Raw genomic sequence first — 12718 nt, forward strand, 5'->3', positions numbered from 1 at the left:
TGCGAAAAGGCTGGTATAACTGCGTGGTGGATGCGACTGTTCAAGGTCGTTTGACGGATGCTCCGGAGTTCTCGCTCTTCTGCACCACGGCCTTCGAGTTCTGGCAGCGAAACCTGCTCCCGGGTGACGAGCGGGTCATTCTGGTGGAAGCGATGAGCCAGGACATCCGGGTCACGCTGCGCAACCTGACCGTCGCGAACGCGCTGCGCCGGTTCGTGCCGGCCCGGCTGGTGGTCTTCACCGGGGCCGACGACGACTGGAACGAGATCCTCTGGACGTTCTTCGACGCCGAGGCGCTGGAAGCGCTCTCGCGCGCCTACGGTGCGGTCGACGTGATCGACATCCACGACCTGGTGGACAGCCGGATCGGTAATCCGGAGCCCGGTGACCTGCGCGTCGCCGGCAAGGACCTGCCGGTGCCCGGGTCGGGCATCGAGCCGGCCGTGCTGGACGAGATCGTGCGGGCGACCGTCTCCCGGGTGCTCAAGATCCCGCGGGTGACCGACGAGGTGCGCGCCGGCGCGAAGTACGCCCAGGTCCACCAGCGCAGCACGGAGTTCTCCAACATCTACGACGCCCTGTTCGCCGGTCTCGACCCGATCGCCCTGGTGACCAGCCACGTGGACTACAACCACTGGGGGCTGGCCGTCGAGTCGGCCACCCGGTTCGGCGTACCGACCGTGCACGTCCAGAGCACCGGCACCTTCAAGGCCTACACCCTGTTCCCGGAGACCCGGCGCGGCGCGGCCACCTTCCGGGCCGAGCTCACCCACCAGATCGCGGAGTTCTTCGAGCAGTACGTCTGGGGCAACCGGGAGAGGCTGCGGTCCAGCGCCGAGCTGACCGCGTGGCGGCTGAAGGGCAACTGGGGCAAGCCGTCGTGGTGGCGGGGCGGCGCGATGTCGGCGATCGAGATCCAGACCCCGCCGGAGCGGTTGGCGGTGCGCGAGCACGCGCTGGCCCGGTTCGGCTTCGACCCGGACAAGCCGGTGGTCGCGGTGTACAACCACGCCCTCTCCGACGCGCCCCGGACCAACATCGAGATCTTCGACGACCTGGCGGCCTGGTACGAGGCGACGGCGGACTACGCGGCCAAGCGCGAGGACGTGAACTGGCTGTTCATCGACCACCCGAACCAGTACCTGTACGACGGAACCGGCTTCTTCGACAGTCTCAAGGACAAGCACGCCGGCTCGCCGATGGCCTTCGTGCCCAGCCTCGCGCTCAGCAAGAACGTGATGTGGAGCCTGGTCGATCTCGGCATCACCGTGCGCGGCAGCATCAGCAACGAGCTGCCCGCGTTCGGCATCCCGGCGATTCAGGCCGGCTGGTCCGAGTGGAGCCAGTGCGGCTTCACCATGGTGGCCGAGGACGTCGACGACTACTGGGCCCGGCTGGACTCGTCGCTGGAGAGCCTGCTGGCCGGACGCCCGCTGCTCACCGACGAGCAGATCGAGCGGGCCCGGCTCTGGGCCTGGTTCTACCGCAGCGGCACCGACGTCTCGACCCCGCTGGTCCAGCACTGGGAGATGGGCCGGACCGAGCACCTGCTGAACGCCGTCATGGTGGCGATGCAGCACGTCGAAGCCGACGCCGACCCGGCCTTCACCGCGGTCCGCCGGATGTGGGCCCGCAAGGATCCCTTCCTGACCCGGATCGACCTGACCGCGGCGCCCGAGGACCTCACCTTGGCGCTGGGGGGAGTGAGCGAGCTGTGACCAGGACCTTCACCACGCCGCGGTTCCAGACGGCGTACGACCGGGTGATCGAGCCGCTGGCGCTGCCCGGCGAGCTCCGGTCGGGTCAGGCGCCCGACCTGACCACCGTCGACCAGTTCGTCCGCGGCGTCGCCGTGATCGGTCGCTTCATCGCCTCGCCGGGGCTGCTGGGCCTCAAGGTGCGACCGACCGGCCGCCCGGTGCGGGTCACCGCGCACTTCCGCTTCGACAGCATGTCGCTGGACTGGTGGGAGGAACGCGTCAGCGCCGAGGACGAGCCGCTGCGGGGCATCGGCGCGCCACGGTTGATGCTGGTGCGGGCGCAGGGCAAGACCCGCGGCGCCGTGCTGATCATCCGGCAGGCAGCGGACGCCGGCCGACCGACGACCGGAGCGGTGAGCTTCGACCTGCGGCCGGAGGAACTGACCGAGGAAGGGCTGTTCGTCTTCGAGGTCGCCAGCATCGACCAGGGCCGGCCGGAGTGGGCGCCCGCCGTGGTCAACGGCTCCATCGGCGTCCTGGTGGACAGGATCGAGTTCACTGAGGTGGACGGTCCGCTGGAGCTCGGCCGGGTCTCCACCGGCACACTGCCGGTCGATCCGCAGGCCGAGACGATGACGGTCCGTGGCGGGTACTTCGTCGCCAATCCCGACGACCGCGACGAACCGCAGCGCTGGATCGCGCGAGCCACCGTGGTGGAGCCCCTCGTGCCCGGCCCGCGCACCAGGGTCGCGCCGGTCGTCGAGCCGGTCGAAGCCGTTGCGGAGCCGGTCACCGAACCGGTCCCGGAGCAGCCGAAGGCGCCGACCGTCGGACGCAAACTCAAGCGCAGGATCAGGCGCGCCGCCCGCTGGGTCGTGCCGGTGGCCGCCGTGCCGGCGGCGCAGCGGATGAGCCGGCGTGCGGCCGCACTGGAACGCCGAGTCCGGCGAGCGGCAGGCAAACGCCTCTCCGCTCGGTCCGCGACACCTCCGCCGCCACCACCGCCCCCTCCTCCGCCGCCACCGGTGGCGCCGGAGGTTCCGGCTGCCCCGCCGGGGCCGCCGCCGAACCCGCTCGCCGACGTGATGCACGACCTGGTCAGCCGCAAGCTCGTTCAGGTCGAGCTGGCCGGGGTCGAGCCCGGCCCGGTTCCGGGCGTTGAGCTGCGCGCCCGGGCCGACGCCGAGCTGGAAATCGTCACCGACGGTCCGCTGACGGCTCCGGTGCTGGTCCGCCTGTCGGTCGATCCGTCGGTCCTGCGCGAGGTGCCCGGTGTCGACGGCGAGACGGTGCGCTGGGAACTCGTCGTCAAGCCCGACGCCTGATGGAGGCCGAGTACCGGCCGCAGCTCGGTGGCGACGGGGACTCGAACGGCGCTCTGCTCCGCGACCTGCTGCGGACAGCCGAACCCGGCCATGTCGTCCTGCCGGCCGGGTCCTACCCGATCACCGGCGGCCTGGTGCTCACCGACCACTGGTCGCTGTCCGGGTCCGCAGCCGGTACGACGTTGTGGCGGGCGGAGGCCGAGCAGGCCCCGCTGATCCACGTGCTCGGATCCGACGTCGCCGTCTCGGATCTGCTGATCGAGCTCCCGGACGCCTCACCCGGACCGCACGACGGCGCCGAGTGGACCGCCGTCACGGTCGGCCGGTACTTCTACCCCGAGCGGCCGCGGTGGATCGAACGGATCACCCTGGAACGGCTGGTGGTCCGGCGGGCCGGCCGGTGCGCGGCGAACAACCTCACCCTGATCGGCGCCGTCCGGCACGCCCGGTTCAGCGACCTCGAGGTGCACGGCGGCGGGACGGCGTTCATCGCGCACTGGGGCGCGGTCGGCGCGGGGGTGAGCGACATCAGCGGGCACTCACTGCACCCGCACCACTTCGAGGTCGACGGACTGCGGGTGCACGACGCGTTCGAGGGGTTCTGCCTCAGCTCGGTGCACGACGTCCAGGTCCGGCACGTGCGGTGCGAGGGAGTGGAGATCGGCTTCCGGCTGCTGCCCGGCGACAACACCGACCGCTACCACGAGAACGGCGCCGCCTCGGGCATCAACCAGCGGCTGCTGGTCGAGGACTGCGACATCGGCTGGTGCGGCGACCTGTACGCCGTCCGGGTCGCGGGCTGGGGCCGGAGCGAGGTTGACGGCGCGGTCACCACGCGCGGCTATCTCTGGCTCGACCTGCGCGACGTGACGGTCCGGCCGCTGCCGGTCGTGGTCGCCGACCGGCCGCCTCGGGAGGGACGCCGGCCGATCGTCGTCGAGGATGCCGGCCCGGTGGATCTCGGCGGCGTCAGCGTGCTGTCCTGACCGAAGCGCCGTGCTGCCCGGACCGAAGCACCGGGCGGCGGCAACCCGACGCCGACGTCAGGTTGCCGCCGCCCGGGACAGGTCAGGCGACCAGCTTCGTCAGCGTCTCGATGACCCGGTCGACGTCGGCGTCGGTCAGGTCGGGGAACATCGGCAGCGAGATCTCCTCGCGGTAGAACTGCTCCGCGTTCGGGCACAGGCCGCGCTGGTAGCCCGCGTTCGCGAACACCGGCTGCCAGTGGACCGGGATGTAGTTGACCTGGACGAGGATGCCGGCCGCGCGCAGGCCGTCGAAGACCTCGCGGCGGCGGCCGCCGAGGACCCGGACCGGGTACAGGTGCCAGGCAGGGTCGACGTGGTCGCGCTGGGTCGGCGTCCGGAGGCCGTCGACGCCCGCGAGCGCCTCGTTGTAGCGCGCGGTGATCTCGGTCCGGCGCTTCTTGAACGCGTCCAGCCGCTTCAGCTGGGACAGGCCGAGCGCGCAGGCGATGTCGGTCAGCCGGTAGTTCAGGCCGTGCTCGTGGACCTCGTAGTACCACGAGCCTTCGCCGGTGTGCTCGAACCGCTCGGGGTCGCGGACGACGCCGATGTGGTGGAACTCGTGCACCCGCTGGGCGATCGCCGGGTCCTTGGCAACGACCGCGCCGCCCTCCCCGGTGGTCAGGTTCTTGGTCGGGAAGAACGACAGCGTGGTCACGTCGGCCAGGTCGCCGACCGGGCGGCCCTTGTAGGTGCCGCCGACCGAGTGGGCGGCGTCGCCCAGCGTCTTCGCGCCGACGGAGTCCGCGATCGGCTGCAGCGCGTCGTAGTCGGCCGCGTGGCCGGCGTAGTCGACGGCCGCGATCACCTTGGTCCGGTCGGTGACGACCGCCTCGACCGCCGCCGGGTCGATCAGCGCAGTGTCCTCCTCGACGTCGGCGAACACCACCTTCGCGCCCAGGATCGCCGCGCAGGACGCGGTCGCCACGAACGTCATCGGAGTGGTGACCACCTCGTCGCCGGGGCCGACGCCCAGACCGGCGTAGGCCATGTGCAGGGCGGCGGTGCCGGAGGTGCAGCTGACCGCGCGGTGGCCGCCGGCCAGCTCGCCGACCGCGGTCTCGAACGCGGTGACGGCGGGGCCGGTGGTCAGCCAGTCACCGCGCAGGATCGCGGTGACCGCCTCGATGTCGTCGTCGGAGATGGACTGGCGCCCGTACGGAAGCATCAGACGTCGCTTTCGAGGATTTTGGTGATTTCGTCGGTGGTGTACCACTGGTCGTTGTTGTCGGAGGTGTAGTGGAAGCCGTCGGGGACGGGGTGGCCGCCTTCGGGTGGGGTGTAGCCCCAGGTGGCGAGGTCGGGTTGGAGGACGTAGCGGTCGCCGATGGCGAGGGCGCGGCGGCCTTCTTCGGGGCTGATCATTTCTTCGTGGAGTTTTTCGCCGGGGCGGAGGCCCATGTCGTGCATTTTGGCGCCGGGGGCGATGGCTTGGGCGAGGTCGGTGATTTTCATGGAGGGGATGCGGGGGACGTAGAGTTCGCCGCCTTGCATTTGTTCGAAGGAGTCGACGACGAATTGGACTGCTTCGGGGAGGGTGATGAGGAAGCGGGTGCAGCGGAGGTCGGTGATGGGTAGTGATTGGCCGGCTTCGTGGAGGGCGCGGAATTTGGGGATGATGGAGCCGCGGCTGCCCATGACGTTGCCGTAGCGGACGACGCAGAAGCGGGTGTCGTAGGCGGCGGCGTAGTGGTTGCCGGTGATGAAGAGTTTGTCGGCGGTGAGTTTGGTGGCGCCGTAGAGGTTGATGGGGCTGGAGGCTTTGTCGGTGGAGAGTGCGACGACTTTTTTGACGCCGGAGTCGATGGAGGCTTCGATGACGTTTTGGGAGCCGACGACGTTGGTTTGGACGAATTCCCAGGGGTTGTACTCGGCGGTGTCGACTTGTTTGAGGGCGGCGGCGTGGACGACGTAGTCGACGTTGTGCATGGCGCGGTTGAGGCGGGCGCGGTCGCGGATGTCGCCGATGAAGAAGCGGAGGCGGGGGTCGTCGCCGAAGAGTTGGCGGACTTCCCATTGTTTGAGTTCGTCGCGGCTGAAGATGATGATGCGGCGGGGGTCGAGGTTGTCCAGGGTGTAGCGGATGAACGCTTTGCCGAAGGAGCCGGTGCCTCCGGTGACCAGGATGTCTGAGCCGGTGAGGATGGACACGTGTAGGACCCTTCTTCAGGACAGTTCCGGACCGTGGTCCGGGCCGTGCTGGCCCGGACAGCAACTCCGTACGATAGCGGGCCGACCACCGGAAGCCTCAATCACCGGTACGACCACGAAGGTGGACGTCAGGTCGGCGTCAGAAGTTCGACGGTCGGGAAGTAGGTGCTGAACCGCGCCTTGTCCCGGGTGATCACCTGGTACTCCGCAATCGCCGCGTGGGCGCCGATGTAGAAGTCCGGCAGCGGCGCGGTCTTGGCGCCACCCCGCCGGCGGTAGGCAAGCAAAGCCTTCGCCGCCAGGAATCCTGCTTCGTACGGCAACGGTTCACGGCGGAAGTCCGTGCTGGGCACGGCATCGTCGAGGTCCTCTGTTCGCTCGAAGCCGACCGACACCTCGGCGTAGATGATCGGGTTGATCACCAGCTCCCCCCGGTCGCGAGCGTCAGCCACGGCCGACGCCGACCAGCTGCCCCAGGTCGAGTCGGCGGTCAGGATGTCCAGGATCACGCAGGTGTCCACCAGGCTCACGGCGGTCGGCACGAGTTGCAGGCGGCGGTCACTCGCCACGCAGCAGCTCCATCAGCTCGTCCGTGGTGCGTCGGGTCGTGGCGCGGCCGCGCATCTCCCTGACCAGCCGCTGGCCACGGGTTTCGCTGTCGGGCGCCCGGACGATCCGTAGCGTCCCGCCGTCCTCCACCACCTCGACTTCGTCGCCTTCGTGCAGATGGTGCTTGTGCCGGAGCGCGGCCGGGATCGTCACCTGACCCTTGCTGTTGAGCTTCATCCGTCCTCCTACGTATTACGTCAGATACATACTACCGAATGCGATACGGTCAGAACCGTGACTGTGCGGATCGGCGTCAGGTGTGATGTGGGGCCCCAGCGGGGGATCGGGCATGTGATGCGGAGCCTGGCGCTGGCCGAGGAACTGGTGAGGCGGGGGGCCGAGGTGGTGTTCGTCTGCGACAGCCACACGGTTCCCTGGGCGGACGAGCAGATCCGGGCGCGCGGGATCGCGGTGGAGCCGGCGATCTGGACCGTCGAGCAGCACCTGGAGGTGTTCGGCCGGCTGGGTCTGGCGGCGGTGGTGTTCGACTCCTACGACCTCGATCCGGCCGTGTTCGCGGCGGTCCGGGCGTCCGGGCTGCCGACGCTGGCGATCGTCGACGGCGGGTACGGCGCGGCCGAGGCGGACGTGCTGGTCGACCAGAACCTCGGCTCCGAGCTGGACAACCCGCCGTTGCCGGAGGGCACCGTGCGGCTGGCCGGGCTCGACTACGTGCTGCTGCGGAACGAGATCCTCGAACTGCGCCCCGCCGAGCCGCCCGCGCCCCGGCAGCACGCGGCACCGAAGGTGTTCGCCTTCTTCGGCGGTACCGACGCCTTCGGGGCCGGTCCGCACGTCGTCCGTGCCCTCGCCGCGACCGGTACGCCGTTCGAGGCGCTGGTGGTCGCCCCGGGTGACGAGCTGGCCGAGGCCGTCGCAGCGGTCGAGCTGCAAGCGGGCCAGCACGTCGAGGTGATCGGCCCGACGTCGGAGCTGGCCAAGGCCGTGGTGGCGTCCGACCTGGTCCTGAGCGCGTCCGGTACGTCGACCTGGGAGCTGCTGTGCCTTGGCGCGACCGCGGGACTGGTCTGCGTGGTGGACAACCAGGTGATGGGCTACCAGCGCACGGTCGCGACCGGCGCCGCGGTCGGAGTCGGTCTGCTGTCGGAGCTTAAGCAGGACCCGTCCGCAGCCGCCGCGGTCCTGCGTCCGCTGCTGCAGGATCCGGCCGAACGCGCCCGGATCGCCGCGCAGGGCTGGAAGCTGGTCGACGGTCTCGGTCGGGCGCGCGTCGCCGACGCGTTGTTTCAGCGGATCTCGTAGACCGTCGCGTCCGCGGTGGCGTGCCGTAGCCGGACGTACTGCTTGAGCGCCGGGGAGATCTCGCCGGCCCGGCGGTCGGCGTACAGCCAGCGGACGCCGTACTGGCGGAGCCGCTCGATCACCCGGTCCGACGGCGCGGTGAAGGCCGCGTCGTTGGCGGCCAGCAACCGCTGGTCCCAGAACGGCAGCACGCTGGGATTGACCCCGGTGGTGACGGCGATCCGGTTGGCCCGGTTGGTGTAGGCCCAGCCCTCGACCAGGACCTGCCGCTCCGACAGCGCGGCGATCCAGAAGTGCCGGCTGTCGCACACCGTGCCGCGCTGGACGATGCAGTGCGCGTTGGTCGCCACCAGGTCGTCGCGACCGCTGTTGACCCGCAACCAGCGCGCGGCGTCGGCCTGCGCCTTGGTCGGGCCGTACATGCCGGTGCGGCCGTAGACCACCAGGCTCGCCTGGTCGGAGACCAGACCCGCGAGCGGAAGTGCGGTCGCCCCCACCATGCAGGCAGCCACTGCGGCGGCGAAGAACGCGGTCGGAGCCCGTCCCGTCCGCCGTATCGACCGCCAGCCCACCGCGACGACGAGCGCGACCGCCAGCAGTGCCCCGATCGTCCACAGAAAAGGCAGCTTCACGCCGGCTTGGCCGGAAGCCGCCTCCCGAGCGAGCAGACAGGCGATCAGTCCCGCAGCCGACGCGACCGCGACCAGGACGGCGGCCCGCCGGTCCTCCAGGCGCTCGATCAGCTGAGCCAGCCCCAGGCAGGACAGGACCACGAGGAAGGGCACGGCCGTCCGGTAGAAGTACATCTGACTGATGCCCGGCTGGGTGGTCAGCACGGTCGCGACGAAGGCCCCGATCGAGAGACCGGCCAGGAACGCCGTGGCCGGGTCCCGCCAGAACCGGCGCAGGAACAGCACGCCGACCACGGCCAGCCCCCACGCCGTCAGGGTGGCGGCGGCACTCAGCAGTTGCGCCGCCCGGTCCACCCCGGCCCCGTCCCGCAGGTCGGCGTACGGCGGGAGCTGGATGAAGACCGCGCCGGGCTTGATCTGCAGGCCGGACGACTCGCCACCGAAGATGGCGATCACCGAGCCGACGAAGACCAGCATCATCACGACCCCGCCGACCACCGCGATGCGCGCCGGCCGGCCGGCGACCAGCCGGACGAAGAAGACCAGGCCGAAGCCGCACACGACCAGCGGCAGCACGGTGGCCTTCGCACCGGAGGCCGCCAGCGCCAGCAGGATCGCCAGGATCCACCGGGTCCGTGGCGGCTGGTCACGGAGCAGGTCGACGCAGACGACGACCAGCAAGAGGCCCAGCATCAGGCCGAGGTTCTGGCTCGGGCTCAGGTAGGCGGCGGTCGCCATCGACACCCCACCCAAAGCCTGGTCGTGCAGTGGCTGCAGAGCGCCGCCGAGACCCGCGACCAGAACTGCCAGCGGTCCGGCCCAAGTGGCGGCCGGGTGCGGCTCGCGTCCGGGCCTCACCAGGAACCGCTGGGTCAGCACGAAGACCAGCGCGCAGCAGGCCAGCATCAGCGGCAGCCAGGCCAGTCCGTAGACCAGGTGGGTCAGGTCGATCCCGGTGCCCCAGGACGTCGCAGCGGCCAACTGGTGGAAGAACGTGTGGTACTTCATCGGCTCGCCGGCGACCCACAGCGGCACGATCGGGACATCGGTCTTCGCGCTCGCGGCCAGCGCCTGGTGGAAGGCCATGTCCGGGTAGCTGGGATCCGGCGTCGTGTACGGCGGTGCGTAGCGGTCGGGGCCTGTTCGCAGTACGGCGAACAGCACCACCCCGCTGGCCGCCGCCAGCAGCCAGGCGGTGACCGGCCGGAGCGGGGCCTCGACCCGCCGCCAGACGCGTTCGCGCACGTCGCGGTCGAGAACGGCGACGAGCAAAACCACCGGCGCCCAGACCCACGTCCAGCGCTGCAGCCCCACGGATGCACCGGCCAGGTACACGACCAGCTGGACCGAGGTACCGATCGCGAACGCCGCCGCGCAGTCCTCGACCAGGTTGCGGCGGTAGGCACCAATCAGGCGCCACAGCACCAGCCCGGGCAGGCCGACGCCGAGGACGGCGAACGCGGTGAACTTGAGTACGTCGAGCACCGGGGCGTGCCGGTCGAGCATCACCAGCGACAGCAGCAGCACGGCCGCCGCGGCAGCCATCCCGGAGACCGGCGCGGCCCCGGATTCCCGCGGCCCGCGCCGCCGCGCCTTCGACTGCATGCCGGTCACCCTAGTCCGGACTCGGCCCCGCACCGTACTCGGACGGTCACGCGCAGCATCAGGGCAGCTCGTAGATCACGGCGTCGGGCGCCCGGAACCGGACCGTCGCGAGCACGTCGAGATTCGGCGAGACCGCGGTCTGGTTCGGGTCGGCGTACAGCCAGCGCACGCCGTACTTCGTGCGCAGCAGCCGCAGGTTGTCCCGGGTCGGCGAGCTGAAGGCCCGGTCGTTCTCCTCGAGCTTCTGCTGGTCCCAGAACGGCAGGCCGTTCGGGCTCATGCCGGTCGCGGCGACCAGGTCGTTGATCGTGTTGGTGTAGCCCCAGCCCTCGACCAGCACGTGCCGCTCGCTCAGCGCGGAGATCCAGAAGTGCCGGACGTCGCAGCCCAGCGTGTTCTTCGCCGCACAGTGGGCGTTGGTCGCGACCAGGTCGCCGGGCGAGGTGTGGTCGCGCAGCCAGCGCGCCGCGTCGGCCTGGCTGCTGGTGGGGCCGAGCGGATACCTGTCGGTGAGCGGCGGCAGGGTGACCTGCTCGTAGTTCGCCATCGCCTGGATCGGCAGCAGCAGCCCGGCGCCCATCCCGGCCAGCACGAACGACGCCATCGCGATCCGGCTCGGCCGGCCGCGGCGCTTCGCCAGCTTCCACAGCCCGGTGACGATCAGCGCGACCAGCGCCAGCAGACCGACGGTCCACAGCCAGGGCACCACCAGGCCGGTGAGCGTGCCGTCGGGCCGGCGGAACGGCTTGCCGTCGCCGGGATTCGCCCGGACGATCGCCCGGGCCGCGGCGGTCGCGCCCGCGCCACCGAGCACGGAGGCGAGCACGGCGATCCCGGACCGCCGGTCGGCGAACCAGAAGACCAGCATCCACGCGCCGGCGGCGGCCAGCGCGGCGATCACCGGGACCGCGGTCCGGTGGAAGTACATCTGGCTGGTGCCGGGCTGGTCGGTCAGCACCATGCCGCCGAAGCCGGCGATCGAGATGCCGACCAGGAAGACCATGCCGGGGTCGCGGAACCAGCGAGCCGTCGTACCGGCCAGCACCAGCAGTCCGGCGCTGCCGAGCAGCAGCGCACCGCAGGTGGTGATCGCGCTGATCCACATCGCACCGTGGTCGTACTCGCCCCAGCCGACGTCCTTGGCGATCAGCGGGTAGATGCCGATCTTGGCGAAGGTGATCCACGGCCGGACCGCGAGCCCGGAGGAGTGGTTGCCGAACACCACCACGATCGCGGCCAGGAAGATCGCCGACAGCACGGCGACCAGCGCCAGCGCGCCGACCGCGAACCGGCGGTAGAAGATCCGGATGAACACCACCAGGCCGAGTCCGCAGATGATCAGCGGCAGCACGGTCGCCTTCGACCCGGACGCGGCGACGCCGATCAGCACGAACAGCACCCAGGTCCCGGGTGCGCTCCGGCCGCGGAGCAGGTCGATGCCCAGCAGCGCCATCAGCACCGCCAGGCCGCCGCCCAGGTTCTGCGTCGGGCTGCCCCAGACGTAGTTGGTCAGGCCGTCGGCGGGCAGCGCCACGCTGGGGTAGACGTTCACCGTGCCGCCGACGCCGGCCACCGCGATCGCCAGCGGGCCGGCCCAGCGGGAGCCGGGAGCGATCCGGTCGGTCAGCGCGAAGATCAGCGCACACCCGGCCAGCAGCAGTGGGACCCAGCCGATCGTGTAGACGAGGTCGGTGAGGTCGACACCGGTCGCCCAGGCGGTCGCCGCGGTGAACTGGTGCCAGAAGTAGTGGTAGTCCATCTCCTCGCCCTGCAGGTACGGCGCCTGCAGGGGGAAGTCGCGCATCGCGCTCGCTGCCAGCGCCTGGTGGAACCACATGTCGGGTGAGTTCGACCGGGCGTCGGTGTACGGCGCGGGCAGCAGGTTCCGGTAGTGGCCGATGGCGTACAGCGGGAGTGCGCAGGTGGCGGCGACCAGCCACGCGGTCAGCGGGCTGATCGGGCGCTCCACCCGGCTCAGGCAGCGCCGGCGCCAGGACGGCACCGCCACGGCGACCATCAGCACCGGAGCAGCCCAGAGCCAGGCCCACTGCTGCAGCCCGAGCGGCGCGATCGCCAAGTAGACCAGCATCAGCACCGAGACGCCGACGAGCGCCCCGGCCGCGAAGTCCTCGACCAGGTTGTGCCGGAACGGGCTGGCCAGCCGCCACAGGATCGTGCCCGGCACGGTGATGCCCAGCACCCAGAACCGCAGCAGCGCGACGATGCTGTCCTCGGAGGCGTGCCCGGCCATCAGCCAGACCACCAGCCACGCCAGCGCCAGCGCAGCGGCGTACTTGACGAGGTTCCGGCCCACCGCACGCCACGGGAATCGCCGCTTGTCGCTCTCCGCAGTGCTCACGCTACGCGGCGCGACAGCGGTCGTGGAGGGCACGAAGGAAGGTTAGGGC

General features: G+C 70.7%; 10 protein-coding genes. 4 read left to right on the forward strand and 6 right to left on the reverse strand.

The window, feature by feature from the left end; genetic code table 11:
• The first annotated feature begins 50 nt into the window (after positions 1-50).
• The 3 genes from KFLA_RS02465 to KFLA_RS02475 are packed head-to-tail and all read left to right on the forward strand — an operon-like array spanning position 51 to position 4011.
• The gene (locus tag KFLA_RS02465) at positions 51-1718 is read left to right on the forward strand and encodes a hypothetical protein (protein ID WP_063822765.1); all 1668 of its coding nucleotides are present in this window, start codon (positions 51-53) and stop codon (positions 1716-1718) included.
• Positions 1715-3025: a hypothetical protein gene (locus KFLA_RS02470; RefSeq protein ID WP_012918173.1), complete on the forward strand. Its 1311-nt coding sequence runs from the start codon at positions 1715-1717 to the stop codon at positions 3023-3025. The genes KFLA_RS02465 and KFLA_RS02470 overlap by 4 nt, the downstream gene beginning before the upstream one ends.
• Positions 3025-4011, forward strand: a complete 987-nt coding sequence (locus KFLA_RS02475; RefSeq protein ID WP_012918174.1) for a hypothetical protein — start codon at positions 3025-3027, stop codon at positions 4009-4011. The genes KFLA_RS02470 and KFLA_RS02475 overlap by 1 nt, the downstream gene beginning before the upstream one ends.
• Before the next feature lie 82 nt (positions 4012-4093).
• On the opposite strand, the gene pseC is transcribed toward KFLA_RS02475, so the two are convergent.
• From pseC to KFLA_RS02495, 4 genes are all read right to left on the reverse strand, one after another.
• Positions 4094-5218: a UDP-4-amino-4,6-dideoxy-N-acetyl-beta-L-altrosamine transaminase gene (gene pseC / locus KFLA_RS02480; protein WP_012918175.1), complete on the reverse strand. Its 1125-nt coding sequence runs from the start codon at positions 5216-5218 to the stop codon at positions 4094-4096.
• Positions 5218-6201 carry a UDP-N-acetylglucosamine 4,6-dehydratase (inverting) gene (gene pseB / locus KFLA_RS02485; protein ID WP_012918168.1) on the reverse strand — a complete coding sequence of 328 codons (984 nt, stop codon included), beginning with the start codon at positions 6199-6201 and terminating at the stop codon, positions 5218-5220. Before pseB ends, pseC begins: the two co-directional genes overlap by 1 nt.
• A 128-nt stretch (positions 6202-6329) precedes the next feature.
• Positions 6330-6770 (reverse strand): type II toxin-antitoxin system VapC family toxin, encoded by a 441-nt coding sequence (locus tag KFLA_RS02490; protein ID WP_012918176.1) that lies wholly within the window; start codon positions 6768-6770, stop codon positions 6330-6332.
• Positions 6760-6987 carry an AbrB/MazE/SpoVT family DNA-binding domain-containing protein gene (locus KFLA_RS02495; protein ID WP_012918177.1) on the reverse strand — a complete coding sequence of 76 codons (228 nt, stop codon included), beginning with the start codon at positions 6985-6987 and terminating at the stop codon, positions 6760-6762. Before KFLA_RS02495 ends, KFLA_RS02490 begins: the two co-directional genes overlap by 11 nt.
• A gap of 117 nt (positions 6988-7104) precedes the next feature.
• On the opposite strand from KFLA_RS02495, the gene KFLA_RS02500 reads away from it, so the two are divergent.
• Positions 7105-8073, forward strand: coding sequence for a PseG/SpsG family protein (locus KFLA_RS02500; RefSeq protein WP_237706693.1), 969 nt, complete (start codon positions 7105-7107; stop codon positions 8071-8073).
• Here the strand turns inward: KFLA_RS02500 and KFLA_RS02505 are convergent.
• Both KFLA_RS02505 and KFLA_RS02510 read right to left on the reverse strand, forming a co-directional pair.
• Positions 8058-10310 carry a hypothetical protein gene (locus tag KFLA_RS02505; RefSeq protein ID WP_012918179.1) on the reverse strand — a complete coding sequence of 751 codons (2253 nt, stop codon included), beginning with the start codon at positions 10308-10310 and terminating at the stop codon, positions 8058-8060. The genes KFLA_RS02500 and KFLA_RS02505 overlap by 16 nt on opposite strands.
• A 58-nt stretch (positions 10311-10368) precedes the next feature.
• Positions 10369-12702, reverse strand: coding sequence for a hypothetical protein (locus tag KFLA_RS02510; RefSeq protein WP_148256532.1), 2334 nt, complete (start codon positions 12700-12702; stop codon positions 10369-10371).
• Between the last annotated feature and the right edge of the window lie 16 nt (positions 12703-12718).

Origin of the sequence: Kribbella flavida DSM 17836 (assembly GCF_000024345.1) — a bacterium.
GTDB lineage: Bacteria > Actinomycetota > Actinomycetes > Propionibacteriales > Kribbellaceae > Kribbella > Kribbella flavida.